Origin of the sequence: Bradyrhizobium sp. IC4060, from assembly GCF_020193715.1 — a bacterium.
GTDB lineage: Bacteria > Pseudomonadota > Alphaproteobacteria > Rhizobiales > Xanthobacteraceae > Bradyrhizobium > Bradyrhizobium yuanmingense.
This window is the reverse complement of record NZ_JADYVJ010000002.1, coordinates 69,544-87,220: the sequence shown is the minus strand read 5'-3', so window position 1 is coordinate 87,220 and position 17,677 is coordinate 69,544. Positions and strand designations below refer to the sequence as shown.

Genomic DNA, 17,677 nt, shown 5'->3' with positions numbered 1-17,677 from the left:
TAACGGTCCTCCGCCGCGCCGTCCATAGGCGGCCTGTTCGCAGTTGCCCACGGCCGCCCGGCTGTGCCAAGACGCCTCCATCGGAGGGGTTTTCTCATGACGGTACTCATCGCCGGTGGCGGCATCGGCGGGCTCACGCTTGCGCTCAGCCTGCATCAAATCGGCGTTCCCGTGAAAGTGTTCGAGAGTGTCGCGGAACTGAAGCCGCTCGGGGTCGGCATCAACGTGCTGCCGCATGCGGTGCGCGAGCTGATCGAGCTCGGCCTGCTGGACAAGCTGGACGCCAGCGGCGTGCGGACGCGCGAGCTCGCCTATTTCTCCAAGCACGGCAAGCCGATCTGGAGCGAGCCGCGCGGCCTGGACGCCGGCTACAAATGGCCGCAATTCTCGATCCATCGCGGCACCCTGCAGCAGATCCTGCTCGACACCGCGCTCGAGCGGCTCGGCCGCGACAACATCCTCACCAGCCATCATCTGACCGGCTGGACCGAGACGGCGGGCGGCGTGCGCGCCGACTTCGTCGACAGGGCGACCGGCAAGGCCGCCGGCACCTACGAGGGCACGATCCTGATCGCCGCCGACGGCATCCATTCCGCCGCACGTGAAAAGCTCTATCCGAACGAAGGCCCGCCGATCTGGAACGGCCGTATCCTCTGGCGCGGCGTCACGCCGGCCAAAGCCTTCCTCACCGGCCGCAGCATGATCATGGCCGGTCACGAGATCCTGAAATTCGTCTGCTATCCGATCTCGAAAGAAGCGGACGCCAACGGCAACCACCAGATCAACTGGGTCGCCGAGCGGCACATGCCTCCGACCTATCAGTGGCGGCGCGAGGACTATAACCGCACCGCGCGGCTGGAAGAATTCCTGCCCTGGTTCGAAAGCTGGCAGTTCGACTGGCTCGACGTGCCCGCCCTGATCAGGAACTGCCCGCACGCCTACGAATATCCGCTGGTCGACCGCGATCCGGTGTCGCAATGGACCTTCGGCCGCGCCACGCTGATGGGCGATGCCGCGCATCCGATGTACCCGATCGGCTCGAACGGCGCCTCGCAGGCGATCCTCGACGCGCGCGTCATCACGCGCGAAATCCTGGCGCACGGTCCGACGCAGGCGGCACTGCTCGCCTATGAAGCCGAGCGGCGGCCCGCAACCACCGACCTCGTCCTGCTCAACCGCAAGAACGGTCCCGAGCAGGTGATGCAGCTGGTCGAGGAGCGCGCGCCTGACGGGTACAAGGTCGTCACCGACGTGCTGTCGCAAAAGGAGCTGGAGGACATCGCCGCCAACTACAAGCGCGTTGCGGGATTTCAGGTCGAGGCGCTGAATGCGAAGCCGCCGATCGTAAGCAAGAACGCGCGGGCGAAGGGGTGAGTTCTTTGCTCAAGGCGAGATGTGCGCGAATACGCCCTCTCCCCTTGCGGGAGAGGGCAGCGACGCAGGTAGAAGCGGACTCACTTGGGTGAGGGGTTCTGTCCGCAGGTAAATCTTTTGCAGTAGAATTCGCTGAGGCAACCCCTCATCCGGCGCTTCGCGCCACCTTCTCCCGCAAGGGGAGAAGGAAGAGCAGTGCGCACCGCCGAACTATTTTCCCACCACCCTCGCCGCCTCCAACAATCGCTCGCTGGCGCTTGCCGTCGCCAGCACCGTGCCGTCCTCTGCCATCAGCATGGCTTCGACGAAGGCGATGGTCTTGCCGAGCTGCGTGACCTTGGCTTCGCCGGTGATCGGACCGGGCTTTGCGGGTGCCAAAAAATTCACGGTCATGCTGATCGTGGTGGTGTAGAGCCGGCCCTCGCTCATCACCAGCACCGCCGGACCCATGGTGTCGTCGAGCATCGCCGAGAGCATGCCGCCCTGGATGAAGCCCGCGGGGTTGCAGAACTCCGGCTTGCCGTCGAAGCCGAGCTTGATCCAGCCCTCCTCCGGACGGGCATCGAGCAGGCGCCAGCCGAGCAGCTCGGCGCATGGGGGCCTTGGGAAGTTATCGAGCGCGGTCTTGACCATGCGAGATCTCCTTTGCCCCCTGTTAGCGCAAGACTGCTGACAGCCTGCTGTCAGCAGGATGGATGCTAGAGATCCAATCCATGCGCGATGACCTTGCGCATGACGTTGGGCAGCGCCTCATCTGCCAGAGTCGCGATCGGCACCCAACGCATGCCCTCGGGCGCGCGGACCCGGGCCTCGGCCTTGGCCGTGTAGACCACTAGCTCGAGCGGAAAATGCGTGAAGACGTGGGTGACGGCGCCCACCTTGCGCTGCCAGCGCGACAGCCCCTTCAGCTGCGGCGCCTGCTGCTTCGCCGTTGCATCGTCCTGGCCGGCGAGCCAGTCCGAGCACGGCACCTCCGTCATGCCGCCGAGCAGCCCCTTTTCGGGCCGCGAGCGAACCAGCAATTCGGCGCCGCGCGTGACCACGAAGGCGGCACCGCGCCTGAGCATCCCGCTCTTCTTCGGTGCCTTGCGCGGGAACGTCTCCTGGGTGCCCTGCGCGCGTGCCGCGCAGTCCTCGTTCAGCGGACACAGCGAGCAGGCCGGCTTCTTCGGCGTGCAGATCGAGGCGCCGAGATCCATCAGCGCCTGCGCGCTGTCGCCGGCGCGAGACTCCGCCAGCAGCGTCGCGGCGAGTTGCTGGATGAGCGGCTTGGCTTGCGGCAGCTCCTCCTCGACCGCGAACAGCCGCGACACCACGCGCTCGATGTTGCCGTCGACCGGCATGGTGCGGCGGTCGAACGCGATCGCCGCAATCGCCGCCGCCGTGTAGGGCCCGATCCCCGGCAGCGCGCGCAGCCCCTCCTCGGTATCCGGAAACACGCCGCCATGCTCGCGCGTCACCGCCACGGCGCAGGCATGGAGGTTGCGTGCGCGCGAGTAATAGCCGAGCCCGGCCCACATCCGCAGCACGTCGTCCTGCGAGGCTCGCCCCAGCGCCGTGACATCAGGCCAGCGCGCGACGAATTTTTCGAAATAAGGGCCGACCGCCTTCACGGTGGTCTGCTGGAGCATGATCTCGGAGAGCCAGACGCGGTAAGGATCGGACGCCTCGCCCGGCGCGGCGCGCCACGGCAATCGGCGGCGGTGGCGGTCGTACCATTGCAGGAGCGCGAGCGGGCGAACCGACGACGCCGTACTCTGTTCCTTCTTGCGCGCAGTCGTGGAGAGCATGCACCTTTACTAGAGGAGGATTCCGCCTGTGGCCAGCGCGAGCGGACCGTTGCGCGCTATAACGCCTTGCGTTATACACAGACATGATCCAGAGCTTCGCCAACTCCGAGACAGAGTTGATCTGGTCCGGTCGGCGAAGTCGAAAACTGCCGTCCGACATTCAGAATGTGGCTTTGCGAAAGCTGCGCTTGCTAAACCAGGCGCGGGTATTGGCGGATCTCAAGGTTCCGCCGGGCAATCGGCTGGAAGCCCTGAAAGCCAACCGCGAAGGTCAGCACTCGATCCGGATCAACGATCAGTGGCGCATCTGTTTTGTGTGGGATGAAGGAGGACCGAGAGATGTCGAAATCGTCGACTACCACTAGGAACGGGTTCCTCCGCAATCCCCATCCCGGCGAGATCCTGCTGGAGGAGTTTTTGAAGCCGATGGAGCTGAGCCAGAACGCGCTGGCGCGGGCCGTTCACGTCCCGCCGCGGCGGATCAACGAGATCGTCCTCGGCAAGCGCGACATCACCGCCGACACTGACCTGCGGCTCGCCCGCTATTTCGGTCTGTCGGAGGGCTTTTTCCTGGGTCTGCAGATGGACTATGATCTGATGCAACGACGGCGCGAGATCGATCGCGACCTCAAGGCCATCCGGCCTCGCGCCGCGGCATAACGGACGGCTCATGTCCAAATCCGGCCCCATCTTCAAGCCCGGCCCCGTCAGCGCCAAACCGCTCGGGATCCTGCTCGACGACGTCTTTGCCGAGGCCTATGCCAAGCAGGGCTTTGCGGCGCGCGAGCTGGTGACGCGGTGGGCGCAGATCGCAGGGCCGGAGATCGCGGCCCATGCCGAGCCGCTCAAGATGCAATGGCCACGGCCGGTCGAGGGTCAGCCGCAGGAGCCGGCAACCCTGGTGCTACGGGTCGAGGGGCCGATGGCGCTGGAGATTCAGCATTTGGCCGACGTGATCCTGGAGCGGGTCAACCGCTTCTTCGGCTGGAGCGCGGTCGGCAAGCTGGCCTTCCGCCAGGCGCCCCTGTCGCGGCCGCGGGCCCGGAAGCGGCCCGGCCCACCCGACCCCAAGGCCGTCGCCAAGGTAGCGGAGAACCTGACCGAGATCGAAGATGAAGAACTGAAGACCGCGCTGGCGCGCCTCGGGGCCGCCATCAAGCGAAATTGAGCCTCATTCCGCGGCCAAACTGGACCTGTCCGTAGCGCCCGCCATTGCCTCAAACGACGTTTCAAGCTAGCGACAGGCCGTCCGAGCAGGAAACCTTGACCCGTCCTTCGGGCGAACCTTGCCAATCCCGGGAGCCGACCTTGATCATCACCCGCCGCGCCTTCACCACGATGCTGTCGCTGACCGGGCTTGCCGCGTTCGCCGGGCTCTCGCCGCTGCGGTTCATCTCGGACGCCATGATCCCTGAAGCAATGGCGCAGTCGGCCGCCGATGTCGCCAAGCCGGTGTCGCTGCCCGACATGGCGCTCGGCCCGAAGGATGCCGCCGTCACCATCACCGAATACGCCTCGATGACATGCCCGCACTGCGCCGCCTTCAACGAGCAGGTGTTCCCGAAGATCAAGACGGAATACATCGACACCGGCAAGGTGCGTTACATCTTCCGCGAGTTCCCGCTCGACATCAAAGCCGCCGCCGGCTCGATGCTGTCGCGCTGCATCGCCAAGGACGATGCGCCGAAATACTTCGCGGTCACCGACATGCTGTTCCGCCAGCAGAATGACTGGGTGATGAAGAACACCACCGAGACCCTGACGCGGATCGGCAAGCAGGCCGGCCTCACCCAGCAGCAGGTCGAGGCCTGCCTGAAGGACCAGGCGCTGCTCGACAAGATTGCCGCCGACCAGAAATATGCCAGCGACGTGCTCAAGGTGGATTCGACGCCGACCTTCTTCATCAACGGCGAGAAGATCAAGGGCGACACCTCGTTCGAGGAGTTCGCCAAGAAGATCAACCCGCTGCTGAAGAGCTGATTCGCGCGTCAAGATCCTGATTCGCATCTCGAAAGCCGTATCTTTCCCGGCATAAATCCCTTGGGAAAAGCGGCTTTCGCCGGTTGCCCTCGCGGCGCACCGCGGCCATTGTCCAGCCGCATGAGGCGCCTCGCGCGACTCACCCAGACAGCGACATTGCCTTCCATGGTATTGTCCCGGCAGGGGGATTCGCGCCTGCCAACAGAGATGCGTGCTTATGAAAATCACCCGCCTGCGCCTTCACGGTTTCAAGTCCTTCGTTGAGCCCACGGACTTCGTCATCGAGCCCGGCCTGACCGGCGTTGTCGGCCCCAACGGCTGCGGCAAGTCGAATCTCGTCGAGGCGCTGCGCTGGGCGATGGGCGAGACCTCCTACAAGTCGCTGCGCGCGGCCGACATGGATGCGGTGATCTTCGCCGGCTCCGGCAACCGTCCGGCGCGCAACCATGCCGAAGTGACGATGACGATCGACAATGCCGATCGCACCGCGCCGGCGGCGATGAACGACAGCCAGATCCTGGAAATCTCCCGCCGCATCGAGCGCGAGGCCGGCTCGGTCTACCGCATCAACGGCCGCGACGTGCGCGCCCGCGACGTGCAGATCCTGTTCGCGGACGCCGCCACCGGTGCGCGTTCGCCCGCCCTCGTCCACCAGGGCAAGATCGGCGAGATCATCCAGGCCAAGCCCGAGCAGCGCCGCCGCGTGCTGGAAGACGCCGCCGGCGTCGCCGGCCTGCACGCCCGCCGTCACGAGGCCGAGCTGCGGCTGAAGGCGGCCGAAACCAACCTCACCCGCGTCGAGGATGTGATCGGCCAGCTCTCCGGCCAGATGGAAGGCCTGAAGAAGCAGGCCCGCCAAGCCGTGCGCTATCGCGAGGTCGCCGCCAAGGTCCGCAAGGCCGAAGCCACGCTGTTCCACCTGCGCTGGGTCGGTGCCCATGCCGACGTCAACGAATCCGGCCAGACCCACGATCTCGCCGTGCGCGAGATGGCCGAGCGCACCCAGCACCAGGCCGAAGCGGCCCGCATCCAGGCGATCCGCGCCGCCGAGATGCCGGCGCTGCGTGATGCCGAAGCGCGCGCCGCCGCCGGCCTGCAGCGCCTGACCAATGCCCGCGAGCAGCTCGACCGTGAGGAAGAGCGCGCCAAGGAGCGCGTCGCCGAGCTCGAGCGCCGCCTCGCCCAGTTCGAGGGCGACATCTCCCGCGCTCAGCAACAAACCATGGACGCCGACGTCGCGCTGCAGCGGCTCGACGCCGAAGATGCCGAGCTGAAGGAAGAGATCAAGTCGCGCGTCGAGAAGCGCTCCGGCGTCGACGAGCGCGTTGCCGAGGCCGAGGCGGTGCTGACCGAAACCGAGCAGCGCTTCGCCGAGCTCACCACCGCGCTCGCCGACCTCACCGCCAAGCGCAACCAGCTCGAGGCCAACGTCCGCACCCATCGCGACAAGCTCGCCCGGCTCGATCAGGAGATCGCGAACGTCACGGCGGAAGAGCAGAAGCTCACCGAAGCAACCGGCGGCTTCGGCGATCTCGACGAGCTGACCGCGCTGGTCGAGACGGCGGAAGAGACGCTGGCGGCCTCCGAAGCTGCGGCGCAGGCCAGCGAAGCTGCGCATGTCGCGGCACGCCAGACGCTGGAATCCTCACGCTCGCCGCTGGTCGAGGCCGACAAGCGCGTGCAGCGGCTCGAGACCGAGGCGCGCACGATCTCCAAGATCGTCAACGGCGAGACCAAGAATTTGTGGCCGCCGATCATCGACGGCATCACCGTCGACAAGGGCTTTGAAAAGGCGATCGGCGCGGCACTCGGCGACGATCTCGATGCGCCGATCGATCCGTCGGCGCCGATGCGCTGGACCAATGTCGGACACACCGAGGGCGATCCGGAGCTGCCCGAAGGCGCCGTTCCGCTCTCCAACCATGTGCAGGCGCCGGCCGAGCTGGCGCGTCGCCTCGCGCAGATCGGTGTTGTCCCGCGCGAGCGCGGCGCCGAGCTGGTGTCGCAGCTCAAGACCGGCCAGCGGCTGGTCTCGCCCGAGGGCGACGTCTGGCGCTGGGACGGCTTCGTCGCCGCGGCGCACGCACCGACCGGCGCCGCGCGGCGCCTGGCCGAGCGCGCCCGCCTCGTCGACATCGAGAACGAGCTGGAGCAGGCCCGCATCGACGCGCAGATCAAGCGCCAGGCGCTGGAGAACGCCGAGTCCGAGCTGCAGATGGCGGCGAGCACCGAGGGCGCCAGCCGCGAGGCCTGGCGCGCCGCGCAGCGCGAGCTCAACGTCGCACGCGAGCGCCACGCCAATGCCGAGCGCGAGATCAGCCGCCATGCCGCGCGCAAGGCGACGCTGTCGGAAGCGCACAGCCGGCTCGCCGCCGATCGCGCCGAAGCCGAGGCCGCCTACGAATACGCCCAGGCCGGCATCGGCGAGCTGCCGTCGAGCGAAGACACCGAGACCCAGCTCGCCGCCGTCCGCAGCGACATCGAAGGCCGCCGCCGCATGGCCGCCCAGGTCCGCGCCGAGGCGCAGGCGCTGGCACGCGAAGCCGAGCTCGCCGATCGCCGCGTGCAGGCGATCCTCGCCGAACGCACCGAGTGGCAGAACCGCAAGGAGAGCGCGGCCTCCCACATCGACACCATCCAGGCCCGCATCGCCGAGCTCACCATCGAGCGCAGCGAGCTCGAAAACGCCCCGGCCGTTTTCGCCGAGAAGCGCAGCGCGCTGATTACCGAGATCGAATACGCCGAGAACGACCGCCGCATGGCCGCCGACGCGCTCGCCACCGCGGAGACCGCGATGGCCGAGACCGACCGTGTCGCCAAGCTGACGCTCGAGGCGCTCTCCAGCGCCCGCGAGGCCACCGCCCGCGCCGAGGAGCGCATGGAAGGCGCCCGCCGCCGGCTCGAGGACATCGAGCGCGAGATCCGCGACATGCTCGAGGTCGAGCCGCAGGCCGTCGCCGGCCTCGCCGAGCTCGAGCCCGGCGCCGAACTGCCGCCGCTGCACGAGATCGAGGAGGACCTCGAGAAGATGCGCCGGGACCGCGAGCGCCTCGGCGCCGTCAATCTGCGCGCCGAGGAAGAGCTGCGCGAGGTCGAGACCCAGCACACCGGCCTCGTCACCGAGCGCGACGACCTTGTGGAAGCCATCAAGCGGCTGCGCCAGGGCATCCAGAGCCTCAACAAGGAAGCCCGCGAGCGGCTCCTGACCTCGTTCGACGTCGTCAACGACCACTTCAAGCGCCTGTTCGTCGAGCTGTTCGGCGGCGGCGAGGCCGCGCTGCACCTGATCGAGAGCGACGATCCCTTGGAAGCCGGCCTCGAGATCATCGCCAAGCCGCCGGGCAAGAAGCCGCAGACGCTCTCGCTGCTCTCGGGCGGCGAGCAGGCGCTGACGGCGATGGCGCTGATCTTCGCGGTGTTCCTCACCAACCCCTCGCCGATCTGCGTGCTGGACGAAGTCGACGCGCCGCTCGACGACCACAACGTCGAACGGTACTGCAACCTCCTCCACGAAATGACCGGCTCGACCGACACGCGCTTCATCATCATCACGCACAACCCGATCACGATGGCGCGGATGAACCGGCTGTTCGGCGTCACCATGGCCGAGCGCGGCGTGTCGCAGCTGGTGTCGGTGAGCCTCGCCGAGGCAGTGGACATTCTCGACCAGAACGTGGCGTGATCTTGGACCGTCATTCCGGGGCGATGCGCAGCATCGAACCCGGAATCCATGGTACGACCGACGCTGCAGATAAATGGATTCCGGGTTCTCGCTTCGCGAGCCCCGGAATGACGTGGGGTTGCTGATGATCTCCCCCACCCTTCCCGCCGAACTGAAAGCCGCCCTCGACGGCAAGCTGCAGGGCTTCTCCCGCAGCGACGCGGCCCGGCGCTCGCAGAGGATCTCGACTACGTATCGCGCCGGCGGCACCTCCGGCACGATCAAGTCGGACGCAGATGCGCTCGCTTATGCGCTGGCGCGCATGCCCGCGACCTACGCGGCGGTGGCGGCGAGCCTCAATGCGCTCACCGAGATCGCGCCTGATCTCGCTCCCGAAACATTGCTCGACGTCGGCGCCGGTCCGGGCACCGCCAGCTGGGCCGCCGCGGAAGCCTTTCCGTCGCTACAGGATTTTACCCTGCTCGATGCCAACGCCACGCTGAGCCGGCTCGCGCTCGAACTGGCACACGGCAGCTCGCGATTGGCGGAGTGCCGTTATCTGCCCGGCGATGCCGGCGGCAACCTCGCCGAGGTCTCACAGGCCGATCTCGTCATCGCCAGCTACATCATCGGCGAGCTCAGCGAGGCCGATCAGCGCAAGCTGACCGACGCGATGTGGGCCAGGGCGCGCCACGCGCTGGTGGTGATCGAGCCCGGCACGCCCGCCGGCTATGCCCGCATCCTCGCCCTGCGCCAGCAGCTGATCGCAGCTGGCGCTTTCGTCAACGCGCCCTGCCCGCACGAAAGGCCGTGCCCGCTGATCGCGCCCGACTGGTGCCATTTCAGCCAGCGCCTGCCCCGGTCGCAGGCGCACCGGCAGATCAAGGGCGCCGAGGTCCCGTTCGAGGACGAGCGCTTCATCTACGTCGCCCTGACCCGCACCCCGCCCGCGAGCCGCGCCGCGCGCGTGCTGGCACCGCCGGACGTCGGCAAGGCCGAGATCGCGGCCAAGCTTTGCACGGAGGCTGGGGTTGCGCAGGCAAAAGTCCCGCGGCGGGACAAGGCGGCCTATGCCGAGGCCCGGCGCTGGCGCTGGGGCGATGCCGTCATGTCCGAAAGTTAATTTCGCTGGCCGTGCCTGCCTTGAACTCGGGCCGTTCCTGATCCGACCAAGTCTTACCTTCCCTCCGCGCCGGGCTCTCATCCTGCGTTAATTTCGTCTACCCTGGCGCCCGCCTTCTTCCCTCTTCAGGAGTTCTCCATGTCGACCGGCTGGATCGTTCTCGGCGTCATCGTCGTCCTCGCGCTGATCGCTTTCAGCGCCTACAACCGCCTGGTGGCGCTGAGCCAGCGTGTCGGCCAGGCCTTTGCCGACATCGACGTGCAGCTCAAGCAGCGTCACGACCTGATCCCGAACCTGGTCGAGACGGTGAAGGGCTACGCCTCGCACGAGCGCGGCACGCTCGACGACGTCATCAAGGCGCGCAATTCGGCGATGTCGGCACAGGGTCCGGCGCAGGTGTCCGCGGCCGAGAACCAGCTCTCCGGCGCGCTCGGCCGGCTGATCGCGCTGTCGGAGGCCTATCCCGACCTCAAGGCCAACGCCAATTTCCAGCAGCTCGCGTCCGAGCTCTCCGACCTCGAAAACAAGATCGCGGCGAGCCGCCGCTTCTTCAACAACGCGGTGCAGGAATACAATACCGGCATCCAGCAGCTGCCCGCCGCCTTGTTCGCCGGCATGTTCGGCTTCACCAAAAAGGACTTCTTCGATCTCGGCGCCAGCCGCACCGAGGTCGAGACCGTGCCGCAGGTGAAGTTCTGATTTGAGCCGATAGGCCGGCAGGGCATCGCGTCATGGCCGCGTATGGTCTCTACACGCACATCGCCTCGAACAAGCTTCGTTCGATGCTGCTGCTCGCCGGCCTGTTCGCGCTGGTCTATGTGCTGGTCTATGCCGGCGCGCTGGTGGCCGAGGTGTTCATCGACGACAGTGAGACCGCCGCGTACTATCTGAGACACGCCTTCTCGGACCTGCTCAAGGCCGCGCCGATTGCAACGGTCGTGGCGGCGGTCTGGATCGTGATCGCCTATTTCTTTCACCAGTCGATGATCGATGCCGTGACCGGCGGCCACAGCGTCACCCGGCAGGAACAGCCGCGGCTCTACAATCTGCTCGAGAACCTCTGCATCTCGCGCGGCCTCACCATGCCGAAGCTGAAGATCATGGAGAGCCCGGCGCTGAACGCCTTCGCGACCGGCCTCAATCCGCGGCAATATTCCATCACGGTCACCACGGGTCTCCTCGATGCGCTCAACGACAAGGAGATCGAGGCGGTGCTCGGCCACGAGCTGACCCACATCAAGAACGGCGATGTGCAACTGATGGTGGTCGCCGTCATCATCGCCGGCGTGGTCGGCTTCTTCGGCGAATTGTTCTTCCGCCTGTTCACGAATCTGAACTGGAGCTCGGGCGGCTCCTCGGGCTCGTCCTCGTCGTCGCGGTCGTCCTCGTCGTCGAGCGACAGCAAGAGCTCCGGCGGCGGCGCGATCCTCGTCATCATCATCGCCATCGTGCTGATCGTGCTGGCCTGGCTGCTGTCGCAGGTGGTGAAGCTCGCACTGTCGCGGTCGCGCGAATATCTCGCCGACGCCGGTTCGGTCGAGCTGACGAAAGACCCCGACGCGATGATCTCGGCGCTGCGCAAGATCGAGGGCCGCGGCGAGCTGCCCGGCGCGACCTCGGCCGTGATGGAGCTCTGCGTCGACAATCCGCGCGAGGGCTTTGCCGACCTGTTCGCGACCCATCCTTCCGTGCAGTCCCGGATCGACGCGCTGGTCAAGTTCGCCGGCGGGCGCGATCCGGGCCCGCTGCCGGACCCCGCCGAAGAGACGGAACAACTCGAGACCGAACATGCCGGCGCACAGGACGGGCCGCCGCCGCTCTCGCAGGGGCCGTGGAGCGATGCGGCCGGTCCCGCCAACCCGCCGCCCGTTCCCGCGCCCGGTCCCTCAGGAGCCCCGGCAGCCAATCCGATGGGACCGTGGGGCCGTCAATGACGGCGTGATTTGCCGCTTCATGTGGCGGGTTTCCCGGCAATCGGGAAAAACCTCGGGAATTGCCGTAAGTGGAGCGCGAGGAATTGAATTCTCCCTTGTTTCTGCCATGTTCGCGCCCAACAGCAGACTCGGGACATCGATTTGGGGCCCGGCCGATTGCGACCTCGCGATCGGGGGCGCGCGTTAGGGGACAGCAATGGCAAAGCCGGCAGTGGTTGTGGTGGGCGCGGACAAGGGCGGGGTCGGCAAGACCACGGTATCGCGCACCCTGCTCGATTATTTCTCGGCCAACAACGTGCCGACGCGGGCGTTCGATACGGAGTCGCCGCGCGGAACCCTGAAACGCTTCCACCCCGATATCACCGAGATCGTCGACATGACGACGACGTCCGATCAGATGAAGATCTTCGACACGCTCAACGCTGTCAGCCCTTCGGTCACCGTGATCGACGTCCGCGCCGGCCTGCTTTCGCCGGCGCTGGCCTCGCTGCGCGACATCGGCTTCCTCGACGCCGCCAAGGCCGGCCAGATCACCTTCGCCGTGTTCCACATCCTCGGACCCTCGATCGCCTCGCTGGAGGAGATCGCGGAGACCGCAGGCTTCATGGGGGGCGCGAAATATTTCCTGGTCAAGAACTTCATCAACGACACCCAGTTCTTCCAGTGGGACCAGGCGACCTACAATTCCTACTTCCACCGCATCAAGGACGCGACCGAGCTGACGATCCCCAAGCTCAACGAAATGGCCTATGAGCAGGTCGAGGTGTCCTCCGTCCCGTTCCTGAAATTCGTGGCCAACAAGGGCATCAGCGACGAGGCCGCGAACTATTCCTTCGTGCTGCGCGGTTATGTCCGGCACTGGCTGGCCAACGTCTGGAGCGAATACGACCGCATCCGCCTGACTGACATCGTCGGCTCGAAATCCGCCACCCGCAACAGCGAAAAATAGTTGCGCAAGCCGGGCTGATACGGCTGGATTGGGCGGTGAGTTGGCCTGATATAGCTGGCAATGCCCGCGACACCCGTCTACATCATCTGCTCGCCCCGCCCGCAGGTCGGCAAGACCTTGCTGGCGCGGCTTTTGAGCGAATTCCTGCTGCTCAAGAATGGCAACGTCGCGGCCTTCGACGTCAATCTGAAGGAGCCGTCGCTGCTCGATTACCTGCCGAAGGTGACCGAGACCGCCGACGTGATCGACACCTTCGGCAAGATGCAGCTGATGGACCGCGTCATCGTCGATGACGGACTTGCCAAGGTGATCGACCTCGGCTTCCACGCCTTCGACGAGTTCTTCAAGATGACCGACGAGATCGGCCTTCTGAAGGAGGCGGCGCGGCGCCACGTTGCGCCGATGATCCTGTTCGTCGCCGACACCGACCGCGTCTCGGCCCGCGCCCACGAGATGCTGCGCGGGCAGATCCCGCGGATGAACCTGGTCACGGTGGACAACGAATATGTCGTCCGCGGCGAGCTGCCCGCGGCGATGGGGGGCGGCCGGCTGTTCCGCCTGCCCGCACTGCCCGGTTTCCTGAAGACCTATATCGACCGGCTGAACTTCTCCTTCACGGGCTATCTGCGCCAGGAGAAGGACTCTTCGACCGAGCTGCACCAATGGACGCGGCGCAACTACATCGCCTTCCGGGAGCTCGAGCTCAGCCTGATATTGCAGCGGTCTTAGGCGGAAACACCAGGACGCTCAGTGCCCCTCGAACGACATCAGCGTGCGCACGGGCACGTCCATGGCGCGCAGCTTGGCGGCGCCGCCGAGCTCGGGCAGGTCGACGATGAAGCAGGCGGCAACCACGTTGGCGCCGATCTGGCGCAGCAGCTTGACCGCGCCTTCCGCGGTGCCGCCGGTGGCGATGAGATCGTCGACCAGGATCACGCGCTCGCCGGGTGCGACCGCGTCGACATGCATCTCCATCTCGTCGATGCCGTATTCGAGCGAATAGGCGATGCGCACCGTGGTATGCGGCAGCTTGCCCTTCTTGCGGATCGGCACGAAGCCCGCCGAGAGCTGATGCGCCACCGCGCCGCCGATGATGAAGCCGCGCGCCTCCATGCCGGCGACCTTGTCGATCTTGTTGCCGGCCCAGGGATTGACGAGCTCGTCCACGGCTCGGCGGAATGCGCGCGCATCCGCGAGCAGGGTGGTGATGTCGCGGAACATGATCCCGGGCTTGGGATAATCCGGGATGGTGCGGACGCTCGCCTTGATGTCGTGGTCAAAAGTCATTCGTGCCTCTCAATTGACCGGCGCATCCAGCCGGAACGCGTTTTCGACAATACGTAGCCCCACCTCGCCGCCGAGCGACATCAGCGATTCCGGGTGGAATTGCACGCCGGCAACCGGCAGGGTCTTGTGCTCCAGCGCCATGGCGACGCCGTCCTCGGTGCTGGCGGTGACGGACAACACCTCCGGCATGCTGTCGCGCTCGACATAGAGCGAGTGATAGCGTCCGATGACGATCTCGTTCGGCAGGTTGCGCATCAGGCGGCCGCCGCGCACCTGCACCCGCGAGGGCCGGCCGTGGGCGGGATGGGTGAGCTGGCCGAGCTCGCCGCCGAAATATTCGCCGATCGCCTGCACGCCGAGGCAGACGCCGAACACCGGCAGCTTCCTCTCCAGCGCCGCATCGATCGTCGCCTTGATCCCGAAATCCTCAGGGCGCCCGGGGCCGGGCGACAGCACCAGCAAGTCCCACCTCTTCTGCTTGAGCATGTCGAGCGCATGCACATAGCGGACCACGGTGACGCTGGCGCCGACCTGACGGAAATAATCGGCGAGCATGTGCACGAAGCTGTCGTCATGGTCGATCAGCAGCACCTGCTTGCCCGAGCCCGTGGCATCAGGCGCAAAGGTCGAGAGCGGCTTCGGCGGATCGCCGCGCAGCGCCTGGAACAGGGCGGCGGCCTTGACCTGGCATTCGCGGTCTTCTGCGGCGGGGTCTGAATCGAACAGGCAGGTGGCGCCGACGCGCACTTCGGCGAGGCCGTCCTTCATGCGGATGGTGCGGATGGTGAGGCCGGTGTTAATGCTGCCGTCGAAATTCACCGCGCCGATCGCGCCGGCATACCAGCGCCGCGGCGAGCGCTCGTGGTCCTCGACGAACTGCATCGCCCACAGCTTTGGCGCGCCGGTGACGGTGACAGCCCAGGCGTGGGTGAGGAAGGCATCGAGCGCATCGAAGCCGGGGCGCAACATGCCCTCGACGTGATCAACGGTGTGGAACAGCTTTGAGTAAGTCTCGATCTGGCGGCGCGCCAGGACCTTGATGGTGCCGGGTACGCAGACGCGCGCCTTGTCGTTGCGGTCGACGTCGGTGCACATGTTGAGCTCGAACTCGTCCTTCTCCGAGTTCAGCAGCTGGCGGATCTGCTCGGCATCGCCGATCGCATCAAGGCCGCGCGCGATCGTGCCCGAGATCGGGCAGGTCTCGACGCGGCGGCCGTCCGAACGCACGAACATTTCGGGCGAAGCCGAGACCAGAAACTCGCCCTCGCCGAGATTCATCAGCGCACCATAGGGCGACGGGTTGATGACGCAGAGGCGCTGGAACACTTCGGCCGGCGAGCGGTCGCAGGGCTCGGCGAACAGCTGGCCCGGCACGGCCTCGAACAGATCGCCACGGGCAAAGGCGGCGCGCGCTGTCTCGACCGTGGCCTGATATTCGCCCGGCGCGTGATCGGCAAAGCCCTGGCGCGGCGTCTTCAGATAGGGGCTGTCGGCGGTCTCGCGCGGCACGCCTTCGGTCGACTTGCCCTTCCAGGCGAAATCGTAAGAGAGCACCACGCCGCGGCCGGTGGCACGGTCGTAGGCGAGCAGGCGATCGGGAATATAGAGCACGATATCGCGCTGGTCGGCCTCGCGCGGGCGCTTCTGCACGAGGTCCTCGATCTGGAACACGAGGTCGTAGGCGAAAGCGCCGAACAGGCCGAGCAGGCCGTCGTCACTGGCGGAGAAGGCAGCGACGAGATCGCGCACCAGCGACATCACGCTGGCACGCCGCGTGCGCTGGTCCTCCTCGACCGGCGCATCACCGCGGATGATGTGGCCGGCAAGGCGGCTCGCCGTTCTCTCGGAGATGTCGACACAGGGTTCGCGCAGGACATCGCCGAGGAAGGCGATCAGCACCTCTCCGCGCGCGTTCAGCGCTTCCAGCTTGAAATTGACGCCAACTGTCTCGAGCTTGAGCGGCGGGTCGGAGAAGCCGAGATCGAAGCTCTCGTAGCGGCCGGGCACGGTCGTGCCCGAGGACAGCACCACGCCGCGGCGGCGGTCGAGCAGGTTGATCAGGTCGTCGAGCCGGTTGGCGCCGCCGGTGAACTGCTCGGCCACGCGCGTGATCGCAAGACCCGCGCGGGTCACGTAGTCGCTTCGAGCCGGGAGGGCAAAGACTGTCCTGTTCATGTCGTCCTCTTACGAAACTTGTCGAGGAAACGCCACACAGGACAAACGATCAGGCCGCCGCACTGCGTGGCGACCTCAGACGATTTTGAGAAATGAAATCGCACCGGCCACCTCTTTAGGAGGTGCGCCACCAACGACGGGCTGGGCGGACGGCGGTGCTCATGGGCGGATACTCACCATGGCGCGGGGGCGGCGTCAAGGGTGCGGCAAGGCGGTAGCCCGGATGGAGCGCAGCGCAATCCGGGGTTCGTCCACAATCGGAAAGTCCCCGGATTCCGCTTCGCTCCATCCGGGCTACGGACTAGAGGCCGCACCGCTTCCAAAGCGCGGCCATGTCTGCATCGGTCGCGTACTCGGCTCGATCGGCCTCGCGGAGCCCCTCAAGAACGGCAGCGCGATGGTCCTCCGGGACCTTGAAGGCCTCACGCTTCGACTGCGCATCGGCTTCAGATTTGTCCTTCACGCTCCTACCCCAGATGCTTCCTGAAAAACTCCGTCGCTCGGCCCCAGGCGAGCTCGGCGGCTTCGCGGTCGTGCACGGCCTGGCGCTGCTCGTTGACGAAGGCGTGCTCGGCGTCATAGCGGAACAGCTCCAGCGACTTGCCGGCGGCCTTCATGGCCTTCTCGAAGCCGCCCACCAGCTCTGGTGTGCACCAATCGTCCTTGTTGGCGAAATGGGCCTGCAGCGGGATCTTGACGTCGGCAGGCTTGGCGGCCTGCTCGGGCGGGATGCCGTAGAACACGACGCCCGCCGCGAGCTCCGGGATCTTGGTCGCGCCGATGATGGTCACGGCACCGCCGAGGCAGAAGCCGGTCAGCCCGACCTTGGCACCGTTGCGCGACAGATATTGCGTGGCGCCGCGCACGGTCTGCGTGGTGGCGTCCATGAAGTCGAGCGAGTTCATCTCCTTGTTGGCGCTGTCCGTGTCGTGATACGGCACCACCTTGCCCTTGTAGAGATCGGGCGCCAGCGCGTCGAAGCCGGCCAGCGCGAAGCGGTCGCACAGGCCCTTGATCTGATCGGACAGGCCCCACCATTCCTGGATCACGACGACGCCCGGCGCATTGCCGCGCCCGGCATTGGCGAGATAGCCCGAGGCGTCCTTACCGTCCGGGCGCTTGAAGGTGATGCTGGTTCCCATGGTGTCCTCCGGTGAGTTTCTGGGGGATCGGTTGGCGGTATTTTGGCGGGTGGGAGCGCGATAGGCAATCGTGCCGAGCAACACACTCTCGTGCCCGGATGAAATGCAGCGCGCCCCTGGCGATGCGCAGCATCGTCCAGTGCGGCGATGCATTGCTGATCCGGGGCCCAGCCCCACGCATCCAGTGTCCCGGCTCGCGCGCTTCGCGCGTCCGGGACACGGGACCAACAAAAAAGCCCCCGTACGGGGGCTTTTGCATTTC

17 protein-coding genes are annotated in these 17,677 nt (G+C 66.4%); 11 read left to right on the top strand and 6 right to left on the bottom strand.

Features of this window, described 5'->3' with window-relative positions; all coding sequences use genetic code 11:
• Positions 1-96 precede the first annotated feature (96 nt).
• The gene (locus tag I6F16_RS07285; protein WP_225173520.1) at positions 97-1,374 is read left to right on the top strand and encodes a flavin-dependent oxidoreductase; all 1,278 of its coding nucleotides are present in this window, start codon (positions 97-99) and stop codon (positions 1,372-1,374) included.
• A 210-nt stretch (positions 1,375-1,584) separates the two neighbouring features.
• On the opposite strand, the gene I6F16_RS07280 is transcribed toward I6F16_RS07285, so the two are convergent.
• Both I6F16_RS07280 and mutY read right to left on the bottom strand, forming a co-directional pair.
• Positions 1,585-2,007: a PaaI family thioesterase gene (locus I6F16_RS07280; RefSeq protein ID WP_225152261.1), complete on the bottom strand. Its 423-nt coding sequence runs from the start codon at positions 2,005-2,007 to the stop codon at positions 1,585-1,587.
• Between the two features lie 65 nt (positions 2,008-2,072).
• Positions 2,073-3,164: an A/G-specific adenine glycosylase gene (gene mutY / locus I6F16_RS07275; protein WP_225136645.1), complete on the bottom strand. Its 1,092-nt coding sequence runs from the start codon at positions 3,162-3,164 to the stop codon at positions 2,073-2,075.
• A gap of 83 nt (positions 3,165-3,247) precedes the next feature.
• Between mutY and I6F16_RS07270 the strand changes: the two genes are divergently transcribed.
• The 10 genes from I6F16_RS07270 to I6F16_RS07225 all read left to right on the top strand — a co-directional run bounded on the left by I6F16_RS07270 (position 3,248) and on the right by I6F16_RS07225 (position 13,540).
• Positions 3,248-3,529 (top strand): type II toxin-antitoxin system RelE/ParE family toxin, encoded by a 282-nt coding sequence (locus I6F16_RS07270; protein WP_225114458.1) that lies wholly within the window; start codon positions 3,248-3,250, stop codon positions 3,527-3,529.
• Positions 3,504-3,824, top strand: coding sequence for a HigA family addiction module antitoxin (locus I6F16_RS07265; protein WP_036024868.1), 321 nt, complete (start codon positions 3,504-3,506; stop codon positions 3,822-3,824). Before I6F16_RS07270 ends, I6F16_RS07265 begins: the two co-directional genes overlap by 26 nt.
• Positions 3,825-3,834: 10 nt before the next feature.
• Positions 3,835-4,332, top strand: coding sequence for a DciA family protein (locus I6F16_RS07260; RefSeq protein WP_225114459.1), 498 nt, complete (start codon positions 3,835-3,837; stop codon positions 4,330-4,332).
• A 140-nt stretch (positions 4,333-4,472) separates the two neighbouring features.
• Positions 4,473-5,144, top strand: coding sequence for a DsbA family protein (locus I6F16_RS07255; RefSeq protein ID WP_036006292.1), 672 nt, complete (start codon positions 4,473-4,475; stop codon positions 5,142-5,144).
• A 217-nt stretch (positions 5,145-5,361) separates the two neighbouring features.
• The gene (gene smc, locus I6F16_RS07250; protein WP_057026280.1) at positions 5,362-8,826 is read left to right on the top strand and encodes a chromosome segregation protein SMC; all 3,465 of its coding nucleotides are present in this window, start codon (positions 5,362-5,364) and stop codon (positions 8,824-8,826) included.
• 124 nt (positions 8,827-8,950) lie between these two features.
• Positions 8,951-9,928, top strand: a complete 978-nt coding sequence (locus tag I6F16_RS07245) for a small ribosomal subunit Rsm22 family protein (RefSeq protein WP_225114460.1) — start codon at positions 8,951-8,953, stop codon at positions 9,926-9,928.
• Between the two features lie 138 nt (positions 9,929-10,066).
• Positions 10,067-10,627: a LemA family protein gene (locus tag I6F16_RS07240; protein WP_036006288.1), complete on the top strand. Its 561-nt coding sequence runs from the start codon at positions 10,067-10,069 to the stop codon at positions 10,625-10,627.
• A gap of 32 nt (positions 10,628-10,659) precedes the next feature.
• Positions 10,660-11,862 carry a M48 family metallopeptidase gene (locus tag I6F16_RS07235; RefSeq protein ID WP_225114461.1) on the top strand — a complete coding sequence of 401 codons (1,203 nt, stop codon included), beginning with the start codon at positions 10,660-10,662 and terminating at the stop codon, positions 11,860-11,862.
• Positions 11,863-12,058: 196 nt separating this feature from the next.
• Entirely contained in the window at positions 12,059-12,811 is a 753-nt protein-coding gene (locus I6F16_RS07230) for a hypothetical protein (RefSeq protein ID WP_225114462.1), read from the top strand.
• A gap of 60 nt (positions 12,812-12,871) precedes the next feature.
• Positions 12,872-13,540 carry a hypothetical protein gene (locus I6F16_RS07225; protein WP_109144997.1) on the top strand — a complete coding sequence of 223 codons (669 nt, stop codon included), beginning with the start codon at positions 12,872-12,874 and terminating at the stop codon, positions 13,538-13,540.
• A gap of 18 nt (positions 13,541-13,558) precedes the next feature.
• On the opposite strand, the gene I6F16_RS07220 is transcribed toward I6F16_RS07225, so the two are convergent.
• The 4 genes from I6F16_RS07220 to I6F16_RS07205 all read right to left on the bottom strand — a co-directional run bounded on the left by I6F16_RS07220 (position 13,559) and on the right by I6F16_RS07205 (position 17,415).
• Entirely contained in the window at positions 13,559-14,098 is a 540-nt protein-coding gene (locus tag I6F16_RS07220; protein WP_036024845.1) for an adenine phosphoribosyltransferase, read from the bottom strand.
• A gap of 9 nt (positions 14,099-14,107) precedes the next feature.
• On the bottom strand, positions 14,108-16,273 hold the full coding sequence (locus tag I6F16_RS07215; RefSeq protein WP_225114463.1) for an anthranilate synthase component I: 2,166 nt from the start codon (positions 16,271-16,273) through the stop codon (positions 14,108-14,110).
• Positions 16,274-16,574: 301 nt separating this feature from the next.
• Entirely contained in the window at positions 16,575-16,736 is a 162-nt protein-coding gene (locus I6F16_RS07210; RefSeq protein ID WP_157784007.1) for a hypothetical protein, read from the bottom strand.
• Positions 16,737-16,740: 4 nt separating this feature from the next.
• Complete coding sequence (locus tag I6F16_RS07205; protein WP_036006275.1) at positions 16,741-17,415, bottom strand: dienelactone hydrolase family protein; 675 nt, start codon at positions 17,413-17,415, stop codon at positions 16,741-16,743.
• Positions 17,416-17,677 lie beyond the last annotated feature (262 nt).

What these genes read in the sequence shown, in the direction of transcription:
- I6F16_RS07285 (WP_225173520.1), top strand. Translation starts at nt 97, where the DNA reads ATGACGGTACTCATCGCCGGTGGCGGCATCGGCGGGCTCACGCTTGCG.
- I6F16_RS07280 (WP_225152261.1), bottom strand. Translation starts at nt 2,007, where the DNA reads ATGGTCAAGACCGCGCTCGATAACTTCCCAAGGCCCCCATGCGCCGAG.
- mutY (WP_225136645.1), bottom strand. Translation starts at nt 3,164, where the DNA reads ATGCTCTCCACGACTGCGCGCAAGAAGGAACAGAGTACGGCGTCGTCG.
- I6F16_RS07270 (WP_225114458.1), top strand. Translation starts at nt 3,248, where the DNA reads ATGATCCAGAGCTTCGCCAACTCCGAGACAGAGTTGATCTGGTCCGGT.
- I6F16_RS07265 (WP_036024868.1), top strand. Translation starts at nt 3,504, where the DNA reads ATGTCGAAATCGTCGACTACCACTAGGAACGGGTTCCTCCGCAATCCC.
- I6F16_RS07260 (WP_225114459.1), top strand. Translation starts at nt 3,835, where the DNA reads ATGTCCAAATCCGGCCCCATCTTCAAGCCCGGCCCCGTCAGCGCCAAA.
- smc (WP_057026280.1), top strand. Translation starts at nt 5,362, where the DNA reads ATGAAAATCACCCGCCTGCGCCTTCACGGTTTCAAGTCCTTCGTTGAG.
- I6F16_RS07245 (WP_225114460.1), top strand. Translation starts at nt 8,951, where the DNA reads ATGATCTCCCCCACCCTTCCCGCCGAACTGAAAGCCGCCCTCGACGGC.
- I6F16_RS07240 (WP_036006288.1), top strand. Translation starts at nt 10,067, where the DNA reads ATGTCGACCGGCTGGATCGTTCTCGGCGTCATCGTCGTCCTCGCGCTG.
- I6F16_RS07235 (WP_225114461.1), top strand. Translation starts at nt 10,660, where the DNA reads ATGGCCGCGTATGGTCTCTACACGCACATCGCCTCGAACAAGCTTCGT.
- I6F16_RS07230 (WP_225114462.1), top strand. Translation starts at nt 12,059, where the DNA reads ATGGCAAAGCCGGCAGTGGTTGTGGTGGGCGCGGACAAGGGCGGGGTC.
- I6F16_RS07225 (WP_109144997.1), top strand. Translation starts at nt 12,872, where the DNA reads ATGCCCGCGACACCCGTCTACATCATCTGCTCGCCCCGCCCGCAGGTC.
- I6F16_RS07220 (WP_036024845.1), bottom strand. Translation starts at nt 14,098, where the DNA reads ATGACTTTTGACCACGACATCAAGGCGAGCGTCCGCACCATCCCGGAT.
- I6F16_RS07215 (WP_225114463.1), bottom strand. Translation starts at nt 16,273, where the DNA reads ATGAACAGGACAGTCTTTGCCCTCCCGGCTCGAAGCGACTACGTGACC.
- I6F16_RS07205 (WP_036006275.1), bottom strand. Translation starts at nt 17,415, where the DNA reads ATGGGAACCAGCATCACCTTCAAGCGCCCGGACGGTAAGGACGCCTCG.